A 14,881-nucleotide genomic window follows, 5' to 3' on the forward strand; every position below is an offset into this window, starting at 1 on the left:
CATGGCCACCGAAGAGACTCTCGTCCTCGTCAAGCCCGACGGCGTCGCCCGCGGACTCACCGGCTCGATCCTCGCGCGCATCGAGGCGAAGGGGTACTCGTTGGTCGACCTGCGTCTCGTCGAGCCAGACCGCGAGCGTCTCGAGCGTCACTACGCCGAGCACGAGGGGAAGCCGTTCTACGAGCCGCTCGTGGACTTCATGATGTCGGGACCGTCGGTCGCCATCCGTGTGGCGGGGGAGCGCGTCATCGAGGGGTTCCGTTCGCTCGCGGGGACCACCGACCCCACGACGGCCGCACCGGGCACGATCCGCGGCGATTACGGACGCGACTGGGGTCTGCCCGTGCAGCAGAACCTCGTGCACGGCTCAGACAGCCCCGAGTCAGCAGCACACGAGCTCGGTATCTGGTTCCGCTGAGTCAGACCCAGCCGAGCGCGATCTGGATCGTGTGCCACACGTTCGGGATCGCGTTCAGGCGGATCTGGGCGAGCAGGATGACGATGCCGTAGGCGACGATCGTCATCAGCGGCACATACGACATCAGCCGCCCTGCGATGCCGCGGCCCTTGGCCGGCAGCGGCCACACGCCCGATCGCAGCAGGTGGATCGTCACGGCGAAGAACGAGGGGATGGTCACCGACCAGGTGACCATGCACCACGGGCACAGTGTGTGCAGGATGAAGATGCTCTCGAAGATGAGCCAGCACACGAACGCGATCGCGAAGAGGTGGCCGAGCCAGAACAGCCACCAGAACCACTTCGCGAAGCGTGCGTGCGCGAGGATCGCCATGCCGACGACGATGGGTGCGACCCAGCACGCGACGCCCAGGATCGGGTTGGAGAATCCGAAGACATTCCCCTGAGCGGACTCGATGTTCTTGCCGCACTGGACGAGAACGCTGAAGTCGCACGCCGCCTTGGCATCGGGGTTCTCCAGCAGGAAGATCTTCTCCAAGGTCAGCTGGAAGGCGGCCCACCAGCCGATCACCCCCGCGATGATGAGCCAGATGGCCAGGCCGGTCGGTCGAGTGTGCGACTGGGGCTGTGACATGGGGGGAATTATGGCACTCTCACCTCTGGAACCAGCCAGGAGCGGCCGTGATTATGGCGGCGCGGGCCCCCCGCTTCGCGCATTTCGCCCTGGTGATGCGATAATGGAATTCGGATGCATCCGCGGCCGCGCCGGGGATCGCATCGACGAAGACTTCGGGCGACGAACGCCCTATCGCAGTCAGGGCCACAGGCCGGCTGCAGACCGAGTGAGTTCGCGGCCCCCGTCCCGCACCGGAAGGGCGGAGCGGCGCCGCACGAGATTTCGCCGGGTGACGCGCGGTGTCACCCGCAGGGAGTACGCCGGTGACGGTCGATGAGAGCAACCAGAGTCCTGATGATCAGCCGAAGTGGGATGCCGCAGCGCAGCCGCCACTGATCCCCGAGATGCCTGCGGCCGAAGCCGCGCAGGCATGGGCGGCACCCGCGCCGGTCGCGGCCGACGCAGAGACGCCCGCGGAGCCGGAAGGGCCTGCGGAAGCCGAAGAGCCTGCGGAAGCCGAAGAGTCGGCGCAGCAGGAAAAGCCCGCGGAGCCGGAAGAGTCGGCGGAGCCGGAAGAGCCCGCGGAGCCGGAAGAGCCCGCGGAGCCGGAAGAGTCATCCGCACCGGAACAGCCCGCACGGCCAGAGGAATCCCCGCTGCCCACGGCCGTGAGCCTGGGACTTCTGTCCGAGGAGTTCGTGTCGGCGGTGTCGACCGATCTGCACTTCTACGCCCCGGAGATCACGCTGCTGCCGCCGCTTCCCGCGCCGGTGCAGGAGGGCGGGTCTTCGCGGCGCCGCAACCGTCGGCGCGGCGAGGGCCGCGATGACGAGCAGTCCGGTCGCGAGCGCCCGGTCGAGGTCATCACCGAGCCGCAGCGCATCAAAGGTTCCACCCGGCTCGAGGCCAAGAAGCAGCGCCGTCGTGACGGGCGCGAGGCCGGACGCCGCCGCCCCGTTGTGACCGAGGCGGAGTTCCTCGCACGGCGCGAGTCGGTGGATCGGGAGATGATCGTCCGCTCGAAGAACGGCCGCATCCAGATCGGCGTGCTCGAAGACAAGACCCTCGCGGAGCACTACGTCGCCCGCAGCCAGGACGCGTCGCTCATCGGCAACGTATACCTCGGTCGCGTGCAGAACGTGCTCCCCAGCATGGAGGCGGCCTTCGTCGACATCGGCCGGGGCCGCAACGCCGTGCTGTACTCGGGTGAGGTCGACTGGGATGGTGTGGAGACCGGCAACCAGCCGCGGCGCATCGAGCTCGCCTTGAAGTCCGGCGACCGGGTGCTCGTCCAGGTCACGAAGGACCCGGTGGGCCACAAGGGCGCGCGGCTGACCAGTCAGATCTCCCTCCCCGGTCGCTACCTCGTGTACGTGCCCGGCGGCGCGATGAACGGCATCTCGCGCAAGCTGCCCGACACCGAGCGCGCGCGGCTCAAGCGCATCCTCAAGGAGGTCCTGCCCGAGTCGTCCGGCGTCATCGTTCGTACGGCCGCCGAGGGCGCCACCGAAGAGCAGCTGACACGCGACGTGCAGCGTCTCACGTCGCAGTGGGAGCACATCAACCGTCTCGTCGAGACCCAGCAGGCCCCCGCGCTGCTGCACTCGGAGCCCGACCTGCTCGTCAAGATCGTGCGCGACGTCTTCAACGAGGACTTCTCGAAGATGCTCATCCAGGGCGAGGAAGCGCAGCGCACCATCGAGAACTACCTGCAGGCGGTCGCGCCCGATCTGCTCGAACGCGTCGAGCGTTTCGAGGGTGACGGCGACCCGTTCGACGACTTCCGCATCACCGAGCAGATCGAGAAGGCGCTCGACCGCAAGGTCTGGCTGCCTTCGGGCGGCTCGCTGGTCATCGACCGCACCGAGGCCATGACGGTCATCGACGTGAACACGGGCAAGTTCGTCGGCACCGGCGGCAACCTCGAAGAGACGGTGACCAAGAACAACCTCGAGGCGGCAGAAGAGATCGTCCGGCAGCTGCGCCTGCGCGACATCGGCGGCATCATCGTCGTCGACTTCATCGACATGGTGCTCGAGTCCAACCGCGACCTGGTACTGCGCCGGCTCGTGGAGTGCCTGAGCCGCGACCGCACCAAGCACCAGGTGGCTGAGGTCACCTCGCTGGGTCTCGTGCAGATGACTCGCAAGAAGATCGGCCTCGGCCTGGTCGAGACGTTCAGCGAGCCGTGTGAGGTCTGCGCCGGCCGCGGGATCATCGTGCACCACGATCCCGTCGTCAAGCACCGCGGTTCGAGCAGCAGCGGCTCGTCGCGCCGTCAGCGCCCCGCGCCGGTGCCCACCACGACGCCTGCAGGCGGAACGCACGTGATCACGGAGGGTGCCAAGTCCGCGCTCGCGAAGATCGCGGCATCCACTCTGCACACCGTCGAAGGCGAAGAGATCCCGGTGGAGGCGCCCGTCGCACCGCCGGCCGAGCCCGAGCGCAAGAAGCGCAAGAAGCGCAAAGACAAGGAATCGAAGTCGCACGAGCCCAAGACCGAGCGCGACCTGCTGCTGGACTCGGTGCTCAACGCGCTGCCCGAGCCGAAGGCACCGGGCCAGGGACGTTCGCGTCGCCGCGTGACGACCGCCGCGCTCACGGGGACGCCGATCTCGACGAACCCCGAGAGCGACTGACCGACGACTCAGCGGCCGGGACGGTCCCGCGCGCGCACGCGCAGTCCGGAGGCGATGAGCCTTCGGACGAGCTCGTGTCCGCTGACGTGCTCGGCGCCGGCGGCGACCAACCGGTCGAGCGCCCGCGCCGGCACGTCGTAGTGGTCGAGGTCGAAGGCGCGCGCGTTGATTCCGTTGGCCTGTGCGAAGGCGTGCAGCTCGTCGAGAGAGCTGTCACTGACGAGGTGGGCCCACAGCGTGCCGTGCGCCGGCCAGCGCGCATCGTCGATCAGGATCACCACGATCCCGATCCTAGGCGCGACACGCATCGGGCTCGCTTTGCCGGATTCGGCGGCATCCGGTAAAGTAGATCCCTGGTGCGTCACGTCGCGAGGCAGGCGTCGACCGGCTCCGCCGCCAGCGTGAGCCGTCCCGGCACCAAACATCATCTTTCCGAGAGCCGCACCCTGGTGGGTCGAGTCTCGCAAAAGACAACCGGAGCCGTGCGCTCCCAGACGAAAACAGGTGTGAAGTGGTTTACGCAGTTGTGCGCGCCGGTGGCCGGCAGGAGAAGGTCGAGGTCGGCTCGATCGTCGTCCTCGATCGCCAGCAGGCCAAGGTCGGCGACACCATCGAGCTGCCCGCCGTGCTCCTGGTCGACGGCGAGGCCGTCACCAGCGATGCGGCCAAGCTCGCGAAGGTCGCGGTGACCGCCGAGGTGCTCGGCGAAGAGCGCGGCCCGAAGATCGTGATCCAGAAGTTCAAGAACAAGACCGGCTACAAGAAGCGCCAGGGGCACCGCCAGGACCTCACGCGCGTCAAGGTCACCGGCATCAAGTAGGCCAGGGAGAGACGCAGAGATGGCACACAAGAAGGGCGCAAGCTCCACCCGTAACGGTCGCGACTCCAACGCCCAGCGACTGGGCGTGAAGCGCTTCGGCGGTCAGTCCGTCAACGCCGGCGAGATCATCGTCCGCCAGCGCGGCACCCACTTCCACCCCGGCGTGAACGTCGGCCGCGGTGGCGACGACACGCTGTTCGCGCTGTCGGCGGGCGCCGTCCAGTTCGGAACCAAGGGCGGCCGCAAGGTCGTCAACATCGTCGCTGCCGCGGAGTGATCCCGGTTCGCACACGATAGCTTTACGAGGGGCGGGCTGCGGCTCGCCCCTCGACGCATTTCCACACCACATCCGGGAGCACCATGGTCACCTTCGTCGACCGCGTCACTCTGCATCTGAGCGCGGGCAAGGGCGGCAACGGCTGCGTCTCGGTCCGTCGTGAGAAGTTCAAACCCCTCGCCGGCCCCGACGGCGGCAATGGCGGCAACGGCGGCGACGTCGTGCTCGTCGCCGATCCGCAGGTGACGACGCTGCTGTCGTACCACCACTCACCGCACCGCTCCGGCGGCAACGGCGGTTTCGGGATGGGCGACAACCGTTCCGGCGTGCAGGGCGAGGCCGTCGAGCTGCCCGTGCCGGTCGGCACCGTGGTGAAAGACGCCGACGGCACCGTGCTCGCCGACATGATCGAGCCGGGAATGCGCTTCATTGCGGCCCCCGGCGGTCGCGGCGGCCTGGGCAACGCGGCGCTGGCGAGCACCAAGCGCAAGGCGCCCGGTTTCGCATTGCTGGGCACGCCCGGCTGGGAGGGCGATGTCGTCCTCGAGCTGAAGACGGTCGCCGACGTGGCCCTGGTGGGGTTCCCCTCCGCGGGCAAGTCCAGCCTGATCGCGGCGGTGTCGGCCGCACGGCCGAAGATCGCCGACTACCCGTTCACGACCCTGCACCCGAACCTCGGAGTGGTGGATGCCGGGGACGTGCGCTTCACCGTGGCCGATGTGCCCGGGCTGATCGAAGGCGCCAGCGAGGGCAAGGGCCTCGGCCTGGAGTTTCTGCGCCACGTGGAGCGGTGCACGGCTCTCGTGCACGTGCTCGACTGCGCCACGCTCGAGTCCGGCCGCGATCCACTCACCGACCTCGACGTCATCCGTGCAGAGCTGGCGGCCTACCCGGTACCGGAGGGGCAGACCCCGCTCCTGGAGCGCCCGCAGCTGGTGGCGCTGAACAAGGTCGACGTACCCGAGGCCAAGGACCTGGCCGACCTCGTGCGCCCGGAGCTGGAAGCGCAGGGATACCGCGTCTTCGAGATCTCCACTGTCAGTCACGATGGTCTGCGCCAGCTGACGTTCGCCCTGGGCGACATCATCGCCCGGCATCGTGCCGACCTCGCCGCACAGCCGCCGGCACCGCGCGTGGTCATCCGCCCGCGCGGCTCCGAACGCGAGTTCGAGATCAAGGTGGAGGGCGGCACCTACGGTCCCGTCTATCGGATCCGCGGGGCCAAGCCCGAGCGCTGGGTCGCGCAGACCGACTTCCAGAACGACGAGGCCGTCGGCTTCCTCGCTGACCGTCTCGACAAGCTCGGTGTGGACAACGCGCTGTACAAGGCCGGTGCCGTGCCCGGCGCGACCGTCGTCATCGGTCCTGGCGACGGCGTCGTCTTCGACTGGCAGCCCGCGCTCACCTCGGCCGCCGAGGTCATGGTCGCCCCGCGCGGCAGCGACCCGCGGATCGATCCGAACCAGCGTCGGACGACCGCGGAGCGCCGCGAGTGGTATCACGAGCGGATGGATGCCAAGGCCGCCGCCCGTGCCGAGCTCGAGGCCGAGCGCATCGCGCGTCGCGATGACACGGAGGAGGACGGGCAGTGACCCCGCTGCGCGCCGATCTGCCCACCGCGCGTCGGGTCGTCGTGAAGGTCGGCTCGTCATCGGTGAGCGGCGACGCTGCCGCGAACATCCCCCCGCTGGTCGCCGCTCTCGCCGCCGCGCACGGCCGCGGGACCGAGGTCGTGCTCGTCTCGTCGGGGGCGATCGCGACCGGGATGCCCTATCTGCAGCTGAACTCGCGGCCCACTGACCTGGCCACCCAGCAGGCGGCCGCAGCCGTCGGGCAGAACGTGCTCATCTACCGTTACCAGGCCGCGATGCGCGAGTACGGGATCGTCGCCGGCCAGGTGCTGCTCACCGCCGGCGACCTCGAGGACCGGACCCCGCGCTCGAACGCGAAGCGTGCCATGGAGCGCCTGCTCGGACTGCGCATCCTCCCCATCGTCAACGAGAACGACACCGTCGCCACCCACGAGATCCGCTTCGGCGACAACGACCGGCTGGCGGCTCTGGTCGCACGGCTCATCCGCGCCGACGCGCTCGTGCTGCTCAGCGACATCGAGGCGCTCTACACGGCGCCGCCCGACCAGCCGGGTGCGCAGCCGATCGACCAGGTCGCATTCGGCCAGGACCTGGCCGGATTCGAATTCGGGTCGGTGGTGGTCAACAGCGTCGGCACCGGGGGAGCGGCGACGAAGGTCTCGGCGGCTCGGCTGGCTGCGGCATCCGGAATCGGCACCCTCGTCACCCGCGCCGACCTGATCGGTCAGGCACTCGAAGGGCAGACGATCGGCACCTGGTTCGCCCCGAATCCGTCGCCGCCCGAGTCCACGCTGACCGGCGCCCTGGCGGTCATGTCACAATCCGTGGCGGCCGGATCGGGTGCGAGTCCCGCTGGATAGACTGGCGCGGTGAGCACCATCGTCGACACCGCCCGTGACCGCATGCGGTCGGCCAAGGACGCAGCACGAACGGTGGGCCTGCTCTCCGACGCTGCAAAACGCGACGCGCTGCTGGCGGTCGCCGAGGCGATCGGGGCTTGCGCCGATCGCATCATCGCGGCCAACGTCGACGATCTTGATCACGGGCGCGCGAACGGGCTCTCGACGGCGCTGCAGGATCGCCTGCGCCTCGATGCGGCACGCGTGGCGGCCCTCGCCGACGCGGTCCGTGACATCGCTGCGCTGCCCGACCCCGTCGGCCGCGTCCTCGACGAGCGCACTCTGCCCAGCGGCGTGCGGCTGCAGAAGGTCTCCGTGCCGTTCGGGGTCGTCGGCGCTATCTACGAGGCCCGCCCCAATGTCACCGTCGACATCACCGCCCTCGCGCTGCGCTCGGGCAACAGCGTGGTGCTCCGCGGCGGCTCGGCCGCGCAGCGCACGAACGCCGTGCTTGTGGACGCCATCCGCACGGCCCTTGACAGTGCCGGCATCGACGCCCGCGCCGTGCAGAGCGTCGACGACTTCGGCCGTGACGGGGCGCGCGAGCTCATGCATGCGCGGGGCCTTGTCGACGTGTTGGTGCCGCGCGGCAGCGCGCAGCTCATCGAGACGGTCGTGACCGAATCGTCCGTTCCGGTCATCGAGACGGGAGCGGGCATCGTGCACATCGTGCTCGATGCGAGTGCGCCGCTGGAGTGGGCGCGCGACATCGTGGTGAACGCGAAGGTACAGCGCCCGAGTGTGTGCAACGCGGTCGAGACGGTGCTCGTCCACCGGGACGCCGCGCCCCGCCTCGTCGGTCCGGTCGTGGCGGCGCTGCAGCAGGCGGGCGTGACCGTGCACGGCGACGAGTCCGTGGCATCCCTCGCCGACGACGTGGTGCCGGCGACCGATGACGACTGGGCCATCGAGCACCTCAGCCTCGACCTGTCGATGCGCGTGGTCGACGATCTCGACGGTGCGCTCGCGCACATCCGGCGATACTCGACACATCACACCGAGTCGATCATCACGACCGACGACGCCAATGCCGAGCGGTTCCTCGCCGAAGTCGACTCGGCCGTGGTGATGGCGAATGCTTCGACCCGGTTCACCGACGGCGGCGAATTCGGATTCGGCGCCGAGGTGGGTATTTCCACGCAGAAGCTGCACGCCCGCGGTCCGATGGGGTTGGCCGAGCTGACCAGCACGAAGTGGCTCGCGCGCGGTGCAGGACAGGTCCGGGCATAGCGCCTAGACTGAGGGATGGCGCGCGAGCGCCCTGGAACGACATGAACGGAGTACCGATGACCTTCGCCTCGCTGATCGCCTTCGCCGCTGAGGAGGCCGAGCACGGCAACGTGATGCTCGAGACGGTCTGGTACCCGATCATCGCCCTTGCGGTGTTCTTCTTCCTCGCCATGGTGACGCTGTCGTACAAGAACGTCGCGAACCGTCATGCACCCAAGGCCGCCGCCTACGCGAAGGAGCACGCGGACGACGCGCCGCAGGCGGGGCACGGCCACTAGGCCCACCGTATGACGACGTCGCGACCCGAGCGCATCGGGGTCATGGGTGGGACGTTCGACCCGATCCACCATGGCCACCTTGTCGCGGCGTCCGAAGTGGCGGAGTCGTTCGGTCTCGACGAGGTGATCTTCGTGCCCACGGGACGACCGTGGCAGAAGTACAAAGTCACGCCGAGCGAGCATCGGTATCTGATGACCGTCATCGCGACGGCATCCAACCCCCGCTTCACGACGAGTCGGGTCGACATCGACCGCTCCGGTCCCACCTACACGATCGATACCCTCCGTGATCTGCGCACGGAACGGCCCAACGCGGAGTTCTACTTCATCACGGGGGCCGACGCCGTAGCGCAAATTCTCAGTTGGAGGGACCATGATGAACTATGGGATCTTGCGCACTTCGTCGCCGTTTCCAGACCCGGCCATGTTCTGAACACGGACGGTCTGCCGAGCGATGACGTGAGTCAGCTGGAGATCCCCGCCCTGGCGATTTCGTCGACGGATTGTCGGCAGCGCGTCCGTGAGGGCCACCCCGTGTGGTACCTCGTCCCCGACGGCGTCGTCCAGTACATCGCAAAGCATCATCTTTACCGGAGCAAGGCATGAGCACACCCGATCAGCCGCTCACTCGTCGGCAGATTCGTGAGCTGCGCAACACCGGCGTGACCCCTGTGATCGCGCCCGCAGCCGCACCCGACGCCTCGGAATCGGGGCGGGATGCCGCAGACGACGCCACAGAGGCGGTGCAGCAGCCAGCTCCCGCGCCGGAGCCCGTGACGCCCTCACCCCTGCCGCGTGCGGCAGCTCCCGCGCCCGTGCACACCGCACCGGTGCCCGACCACAACGTCGACCTGGGTGCCACACCGCTCACCCGCCGTCAGGCTCGACAGCAGGAGCGCATCCGCACCGCGTCGGTGCCGGTCATCACGCCTGATGTGGCAGGGGCCGGGGCGTCGGTCCCCTCCGTCCGTCCTGCGGGCACCGCTGTCGTCGAGCGCTCGCCCTGGGCGCCGCCCGTCGACGACGCGCCCGAGCAGAGTGCGCGGTCGGCCGCGGCTCCGGCCCCCGTGGCGACACCCGAGGCCGAGCCGGAGCCCTCCTTCGAGAAGCTGCTGGGAGTGGACGCCCCGGCGGAAGACGAGGCACCTCGCCCGGGCGGCGCGACGCCGCCGTCGAACGAGAAGCCGGTACTCAACCCCGCCTTCGGTGCGAAGCTGCTCTCCGCCGATGCGAAGGCCCCCGAACCGGCTGCATCGTTCGAGCAGCTGCTGACGCGAGACACAGCCAGCAGCGGCAGCGCCTCGGCGCCGCATGCCCTCATCATGTCGCAGACCTCGGCTCCGCTCGTCGCGCCGATCGCCGGAACCGGCGAGGTGCTCGTGACGGGCACGTTCGCGCTGCCGGAGGGGCTCGGCTCGACCGGACACGCCATCGGGACCGCAGATGGCAAGGAAGTCGATGCGATCCTCGTTGACGGCGAGTTGCCCGCTCACTCGTCGCCGACCCCGATTGCGGCCAGCGCTGCCGTCAGCACGATCAAGACGAACGACGAGGTCATGCAGGCGCCCGCCCCTGAAAAGGGCGGCAAGCTGATGCTGTCGCTCGCCATCACCGCCGGTGTACTGGCGCTCGCCCTCGTCGGCGTGCTCGTGTACGCCCTCGCTTCTGGAGTCATTTCGTGACCGCAACCCCACAGGGACTCGACATGCTGGCCGTTGCCGCAACGGCCGCTCAAGCCAAGGGAGGGGAGGAGCTCGTCGCACTCGACGTGTCCGAGCCGCTCCCGCTCGTCGACGTCTTCCTCGTCGTCTCGGGGCGCAGCGAGCGCAACGTCGCCGCCATCGCCGACGAGATCGAAGACAAGATGCTCGAGGCAGGCCACAAGCGTCTGCGCCGCGAAGGTCGACAGGAAGCACGCTGGATTCTGCTCGACTTCGGCGACCTTGTGGTGCACGTCTTCCACGAGCAGGAACGCGAATTCTACGGCCTGGAACGGCTGTGGAAGGACTGCCCCGCGGTCCCGATCGCCGAGGCGCAGACAGCCTCGGCGGGATGACGGCTCGATTTCGTCAGTGCTCGAGAATGTAGTAATCTGAACGGGTTGCTTCGAGAGCTTCGAAGTGATTCTGGGCCTGTGGCGCAGCTGGTAGCGCACCTGCATGGCATGCAGGGGGTCAGGGGTTCGAGTCCCCTCAGGTCCACCAAAGAAAACCCCCGGTGAAACGGGGGTTTTCTGCTTCCGTAAAGGGTGTCAGCTTCACGAGATCCGGGCACTTTCCGGCCGGTGGTGCCCGCATTGCCGTTCTGGTCACGCTGCAGCTCGTCGATCTTGGGTCACGACACGCCCGGGATGCATCGTGATACCGCAGGCCAGTTCGGGCAGCTCTCGCAGCCCCGGCCGGAGATCCCCATCAACTTCGAGATCTCCGATGGGCAGCGCGTCAAGGTCGGCGGCAAATCCCACCTGCACATGCTCTTTGGCAGCCTGCGGGCAGATACCGATCCGGTGTGGGTGGTCCTGGACCGCGGGCCCATTGGTGCACAGGCAATCTGCCCCGGCAAAGATGGCCTCGTAGTCGAGAGCGGGGTGGCCGGCGGTATCCAAAATCGTGTTGTTCGGGAGGCAGGGGGCGGCAGTTCACCCGTGCGTATCAGTCGCCATGCTTGCTCGTGGATGCGGACCGCGACCACCGCGGAGGTGTTGAGTGCTGAGGAGGCAGTGACCGTTGCCTGGGGGTGGCTCCATTGCGAAGGGCTGCCGGCGGGTTTCCATGCGCGCCGACTCACGGATCGGGAGCTAAGCCTCGGCCGGCGAGGGAGCTGAGCTCCGATAGCATCGGCACGTGGCAGCTCAACGTTCGCGTCGCTTCGGCGCATGGCAGCTCGGCTGGACCGCCGCCGGCGTGGCCGTCCTCGGTGCGGTCGTGGCCTTCGTGGCGAGAGCCTCGGCGCCACGCTACGGCGAGATCGTTGCCAACCACGCTGGTTGGGCGGACGATGCGATGCGCTCTCTCGGCGCCACGATGGTTGCTCGCCAGCCTTACGACTTGGTCTTCGAGATTGCGCTCGGCATCACCGCGGTGGCAGTCATCGTCCTGCTCTGCGTTGGCGTCAGGGCACTCGGGAAGTGGAGCGCCTCGAGGCGTAACCCTCGCACCCCCTTCTGACTCGTCCCTCAGGAGGAGTGCGCCACCTCGTCACCGCACCCCTCGCACCACCTATGTGCGGCAGTATTCAAGTCATGACGTCATTCGCTGCGCCAGAAGTCGACTTCGTGCTGGAGCACGGCGCTGACCCTGCGTTACTCGGCATCCAGCCCTCAACGACCGCGGGGCTTCAGAGGCTAGGCCGGTGCCTCGCGGTGCTCGGTGCCAACGCCCCGCGCCCACAGGAAGTCAAGCTAGTCATCACGGCTGACTTCGTGAAGTCCGTTTCGGACCGGCTGCCGCCCGCACAGAGAGGGCTCTACGACATCTCCCGCGGAGCAGGAACGGTGGGCGCCAAGACAATGATGGTGCGAGACGATGTGCACGTTCTCGTGCCGGCACTGCTCTGTCTCGACGCCGACGTAGCTCAGGCACGTTCCGCACCTAAGCACGCAAAGGAGATCGCCGATATCGTGCAGTTGCGCACAGGCATGCTCTACCGCTTGGTGACCCACGAAGCGCAACACGTAGCCATGTATCAGAACGGTGAGGACGACCCCATTATCAGAGATGCGCGAGAGGGTCGGCGCAATCTCTTGGTCGCGGCCCACCAAGTGATGACCGAGTATCGGGCCGAGCTCGGAGTCCCGGCGCAGATGAATGCCCCGACATCGGAGTGGAGCCCGATAGAGGACCTGGAGGTGTTGCGGGACGGGCTGCGCCGCGTCGCGTGCGTCGAGTACCAGAGCCACTTAAACGTGGGCAAGCTCGCCCATGATGTGTTGTACCAGGCTTCCAACCTGTGGAAGGCATTCGCGTATCAGGCCGCCATGTGCCGCGTCGAAGGTGTCGCCATCGGCGAACCCGTCTCACTGGACGTGCTCAAGACCGACGAGTGGAAGCGAATGGCTGATGCACATTGGGTGGACTTCCAAGAGGCGCTCTCCGATGCGCCCACTGGCACGACGGAGTGGGATGAGCGGGCGAGAGAAGACCTCACGGACGAGGTCGCGAACGTGCTTGACCAATGGCTTGACACGCTCGGCTTCTCGTGGAGCGACGGCCCCGCAGGGAGCCGGTTCGACATCCTGTCTTGGGACCTGCTCGACGATGACGATGACGATGACGATGACGAGTGATGCGCCTGCACGCCGCTGGCCAGTGCCCTCATTGGTGACCGCATTCAGTCTCCAAGTGCCCGGATTAGTGCCCGGATGGGATTCCGCAAGATTCCGGGAAGAGGCCGGGAGACACCCGGAAATCCAGGGGAGAAGCGGGTTCCTCAAGGTCACTACAGGCAGGGCCGGGACACCAACATCACTGACAGGGGGTCAGGGGTTCGAGTCCCCTCAGGTCCACCAAAGAAACCCCCGGCTCGTCCGGGGGTTTCGTGCTGTGCGGGCGGATCGCGCCTGTCAACCCCCTCCATCCGGCGAGCAAGAGCGTCTAGGTTTCCGAGCAGATCGGAGGGCGGATCATGCGTGAAGGCCGGATCGACACTGCAGACTATTCACCGATGCGCGCCATCGTCACCGGGGCAGACTCTGGTATCGGACGAGCCACCGCCGTGGCGCTCGCGGAGTCGGGGTTGGACGTGGGCATCACATGGCACACCGATGAGGCCGGCGCACAGCGCACCGCCGACGAGGTGCGCTCGCGCGGGGTGGAGGCCGTTGTCGGCCACCTCGACACGGCCGACCTGGAGCGCTGCGGTCCCGCGATCGGCGACCTCGTCGAGGCGCTGGGTGGGCTCGACGTGTTCGTGAACAACGCCGGCACCGGCATCATGACGCCGTTCCTCGACACGTCGATGGAGGAGTGGCGTCGCGTGGTCGACACGGACCTCTCGGGCGCATTCGCGTGCATCCAGCGCGCCGCGCGCCACATGGTCGCCGCGCGACGCGGCGGCTGCATCATCGCTGTCACGAGCGTGCATGCGCACCAGCCGATGGTGGGCTCCGCGGCGTACGACGCGGCCAAGCACGGTCTGGACGGGCTCATGAAGACCATCGCGCTCGAACTCGCGTGGCATGGCATCCGGGCGGTGAGCGTGGCGCCGGGCGAGATCGCCACGCCGATGACCGGGCAGACCGACGTCGACCCGCGCGACCACGATCGCCCGGGTATCCCGCTGGGGCGACCCGGCGATGCCCGAGAAGTCGGTGCCGTGATCGCCTTCCTCGCGTCGCGAGCGGCGGGCTACATCACGGGCACCTCGTTGTCGGTCGACGGCGGGATGCTGCAGATGGGCCCGCAGGCGGGAGCGGCGATCGCCGACCACGACTGGCGCCACGTCCGCGACTGACGGCGGATCCGACGAGGATCACTCGACGTAGCTGCGCAACTCCGGGCCGGGGTGCAGCACGCCGTTGACGATCGATCGGATGGCGAACTCGCTCGCCTGGGCGAGGTCGACGGCTGTCGGTTCGAGCAGCCACTGCAGCTGCAGCCCGTCCATCACCGCGAGAATGGCCGCGGCCGCGGCATCCACCGTCTCCATCGATGTCACGCCCTGCTGCCCGCACAGCTCGCGGAAGGCGGCGACGACGTCGCCGCGCAACACCCGGTACCGGTCCTCGAAGTACGGCCGCCCGGGGTGCTCGTCGGTCACGGACTCCGCTGACAAGACGGTGTACACCTGGACGATCCCGGGGCGCTGCGCGTTCGCGAACGCGGTGCGCACCAGATGCAGGAAGAGTTCAGGCCCGCCCGGGATATGCTGGTCGGCGAGTTCGGCGACGTCAGCCTGGTCGCGGTACGCAAGAACCTCGAGCAGCAGATTCTGCTTCGACCCGAAGTGGTGGAGAACCCCCGCGTGCGTCATGCCGGCCTGCTCGGCGATCTCGGCGAGGGTACCGTTCGTGGATCCCTTGCTGCCGAAGACGTCCATCGCAGCCTGGAGGATCTTCGCGTGCTTGCGCTGCGTAGCGGGTCGCATGCGCGCGCCAAGGCCTGCAGCGGCTTCG

General features: G+C 68.1%; 18 protein-coding genes and 1 tRNA gene. 16 read left to right on the forward strand and 3 right to left on the reverse strand.

The genetic code is table 11. The features are described from left to right. Position 1 precedes the first annotated feature (1 nt). On the forward strand, positions 2 to 418 hold the full coding sequence (gene ndk / locus PU630_RS07175) for a nucleoside-diphosphate kinase (RefSeq protein WP_275279678.1): 417 nt from the start codon (positions 2 to 4) through the stop codon (positions 416 to 418). A 1-nt stretch (position 419) separates the two neighbouring features. On the opposite strand, the gene PU630_RS07180 is transcribed toward ndk, so the two are convergent. Further along, complete coding sequence (locus PU630_RS07180) at positions 420 to 1,052, reverse strand: vitamin K epoxide reductase family protein (protein WP_275279679.1); 633 nt, start codon at positions 1,050 to 1,052, stop codon at positions 420 to 422. Positions 1,053 to 1,438: 386 nt separating this feature from the next. On the opposite strand from PU630_RS07180, the gene PU630_RS07185 reads away from it, so the two are divergent. Next, complete coding sequence (locus PU630_RS07185) at positions 1,439 to 3,673, forward strand: Rne/Rng family ribonuclease (protein ID WP_428981999.1); 2,235 nt, start codon at positions 1,439 to 1,441, stop codon at positions 3,671 to 3,673. Between the two features lie 8 nt (positions 3,674 to 3,681). Here the strand turns inward: PU630_RS07185 and PU630_RS07190 are convergent, their stop codons facing one another. Beyond that, positions 3,682 to 3,954, reverse strand: a complete 273-nt coding sequence (locus tag PU630_RS07190) for a DUF4031 domain-containing protein (protein ID WP_275279681.1) — start codon at positions 3,952 to 3,954, stop codon at positions 3,682 to 3,684. 230 nt (positions 3,955 to 4,184) lie between these two features. Between PU630_RS07190 and rplU the strand changes: the two genes are divergently transcribed. From rplU to PU630_RS07260, 14 genes are all read left to right on the forward strand, one after another. Then, the gene (rplU, locus tag PU630_RS07195) at positions 4,185 to 4,493 is read left to right on the forward strand and encodes a 50S ribosomal protein L21 (RefSeq protein ID WP_275279682.1); all 309 of its coding nucleotides are present in this window, start codon (positions 4,185 to 4,187) and stop codon (positions 4,491 to 4,493) included. Positions 4,494 to 4,512: 19 nt separating this feature from the next. Continuing rightward, positions 4,513 to 4,770 (forward strand): 50S ribosomal protein L27, encoded by a 258-nt coding sequence (rpmA, locus tag PU630_RS07200; RefSeq protein ID WP_275279683.1) that lies wholly within the window; start codon positions 4,513 to 4,515, stop codon positions 4,768 to 4,770. An 83-nt stretch (positions 4,771 to 4,853) separates the two neighbouring features. Next, positions 4,854 to 6,362: a GTPase ObgE gene (obgE, locus tag PU630_RS07205; RefSeq protein WP_275279684.1), complete on the forward strand. Its 1,509-nt coding sequence runs from the start codon at positions 4,854 to 4,856 to the stop codon at positions 6,360 to 6,362. Further along, positions 6,359 to 7,222 (forward strand): glutamate 5-kinase, encoded by an 864-nt coding sequence (gene proB / locus PU630_RS07210; protein WP_275279685.1) that lies wholly within the window; start codon positions 6,359 to 6,361, stop codon positions 7,220 to 7,222. Before obgE ends, proB begins: the two co-directional genes overlap by 4 nt. Before the next feature lie 42 nt (positions 7,223 to 7,264). Next, positions 7,265 to 8,491, forward strand: coding sequence for a glutamate-5-semialdehyde dehydrogenase (locus tag PU630_RS07215; protein ID WP_428982000.1), 1,227 nt, complete (start codon positions 7,265 to 7,267; stop codon positions 8,489 to 8,491). A 56-nt stretch (positions 8,492 to 8,547) separates the two neighbouring features. Continuing rightward, positions 8,548 to 8,769, forward strand: coding sequence for a hypothetical protein (locus tag PU630_RS07220; RefSeq protein ID WP_275279687.1), 222 nt, complete (start codon positions 8,548 to 8,550; stop codon positions 8,767 to 8,769). A 9-nt stretch (positions 8,770 to 8,778) separates the two neighbouring features. Then, positions 8,779 to 9,375, forward strand: coding sequence for a nicotinate-nucleotide adenylyltransferase (gene nadD / locus PU630_RS07225; protein ID WP_275279688.1), 597 nt, complete (start codon positions 8,779 to 8,781; stop codon positions 9,373 to 9,375). Then, a complete protein-coding gene (locus tag PU630_RS07230) occupies positions 9,372 to 10,451 on the forward strand; it encodes a hypothetical protein (RefSeq protein ID WP_275279689.1) in 1,080 nt (359 codons plus the stop codon). Before nadD ends, PU630_RS07230 begins: the two co-directional genes overlap by 4 nt. Beyond that, positions 10,448 to 10,825 (forward strand): ribosome silencing factor, encoded by a 378-nt coding sequence (gene rsfS, locus PU630_RS07235; RefSeq protein WP_275279690.1) that lies wholly within the window; start codon positions 10,448 to 10,450, stop codon positions 10,823 to 10,825. The genes PU630_RS07230 and rsfS overlap by 4 nt, the downstream gene beginning before the upstream one ends. Positions 10,826 to 10,897: 72 nt before the next feature. Then, positions 10,898 to 10,973: transfer RNA gene (locus PU630_RS07240), tRNA-Ala, on the forward strand. Between the two features lie 80 nt (positions 10,974 to 11,053). After that, positions 11,054 to 11,593 (forward strand): hypothetical protein, encoded by a 540-nt coding sequence (locus tag PU630_RS07245; RefSeq protein WP_275279691.1) that lies wholly within the window; start codon positions 11,054 to 11,056, stop codon positions 11,591 to 11,593. Between the two features lie 19 nt (positions 11,594 to 11,612). Further along, positions 11,613 to 11,936, forward strand: coding sequence for a hypothetical protein (locus PU630_RS07250; RefSeq protein WP_275279692.1), 324 nt, complete (start codon positions 11,613 to 11,615; stop codon positions 11,934 to 11,936). Between the two features lie 74 nt (positions 11,937 to 12,010). Beyond that, positions 12,011 to 13,054 carry a hypothetical protein gene (locus PU630_RS07255; protein WP_275279693.1) on the forward strand — a complete coding sequence of 348 codons (1,044 nt, stop codon included), beginning with the start codon at positions 12,011 to 12,013 and terminating at the stop codon, positions 13,052 to 13,054. Between the two features lie 377 nt (positions 13,055 to 13,431). Then, positions 13,432 to 14,220, forward strand: coding sequence for an SDR family oxidoreductase (locus PU630_RS07260; RefSeq protein WP_275279694.1), 789 nt, complete (start codon positions 13,432 to 13,434; stop codon positions 14,218 to 14,220). An 18-nt stretch (positions 14,221 to 14,238) separates the two neighbouring features. Here the strand turns inward: PU630_RS07260 and PU630_RS07265 are convergent, their stop codons facing one another. Beyond that, the gene (locus PU630_RS07265) at positions 14,239 to 14,853 is read right to left on the reverse strand and encodes a TetR/AcrR family transcriptional regulator (RefSeq protein ID WP_275280047.1); all 615 of its coding nucleotides are present in this window, start codon (positions 14,851 to 14,853) and stop codon (positions 14,239 to 14,241) included. Positions 14,854 to 14,881 lie beyond the last annotated feature (28 nt).

Source organism: Microbacterium horticulturae (genome assembly GCF_029094505.1).
GTDB lineage: Bacteria > Actinomycetota > Actinomycetes > Actinomycetales > Microbacteriaceae > Microbacterium > Microbacterium horticulturae.

Bases quoted from the DNA above. Each gene is read 5' to 3' on its own strand.
- PU630_RS07260 (WP_275279694.1), top strand. From the start codon at position 13,432: ATGCGCGCCATCGTCACCGGGGCAGACTCTGGTATCGGACGAGCCACC.
- PU630_RS07220 (WP_275279687.1), top strand. From the start codon at position 8,548: ATGACCTTCGCCTCGCTGATCGCCTTCGCCGCTGAGGAGGCCGAGCAC.
- ndk (WP_275279678.1), top strand. From the start codon at position 2: ATGGCCACCGAAGAGACTCTCGTCCTCGTCAAGCCCGACGGCGTCGCC.
- rpmA (WP_275279683.1), top strand. From the start codon at position 4,513: ATGGCACACAAGAAGGGCGCAAGCTCCACCCGTAACGGTCGCGACTCC.
- PU630_RS07180 (WP_275279679.1), bottom strand. From the start codon at position 1,052: ATGTCACAGCCCCAGTCGCACACTCGACCGACCGGCCTGGCCATCTGG.
- nadD (WP_275279688.1), top strand. From the start codon at position 8,779: ATGACGACGTCGCGACCCGAGCGCATCGGGGTCATGGGTGGGACGTTC.
- obgE (WP_275279684.1), top strand. From the start codon at position 4,854: ATGGTCACCTTCGTCGACCGCGTCACTCTGCATCTGAGCGCGGGCAAG.
- PU630_RS07215 (WP_428982000.1), top strand. From the start codon at position 7,265: ATGCGGTCGGCCAAGGACGCAGCACGAACGGTGGGCCTGCTCTCCGAC.
- PU630_RS07230 (WP_275279689.1), top strand. From the start codon at position 9,372: ATGAGCACACCCGATCAGCCGCTCACTCGTCGGCAGATTCGTGAGCTG.
- PU630_RS07255 (WP_275279693.1), top strand. From the start codon at position 12,011: ATGACGTCATTCGCTGCGCCAGAAGTCGACTTCGTGCTGGAGCACGGC.
- PU630_RS07265 (WP_275280047.1), bottom strand. From the start codon at position 14,853: ATGCGACCCGCTACGCAGCGCAAGCACGCGAAGATCCTCCAGGCTGCG.
- PU630_RS07185 (WP_428981999.1), top strand. From the start codon at position 1,439: ATGCCTGCGGCCGAAGCCGCGCAGGCATGGGCGGCACCCGCGCCGGTC.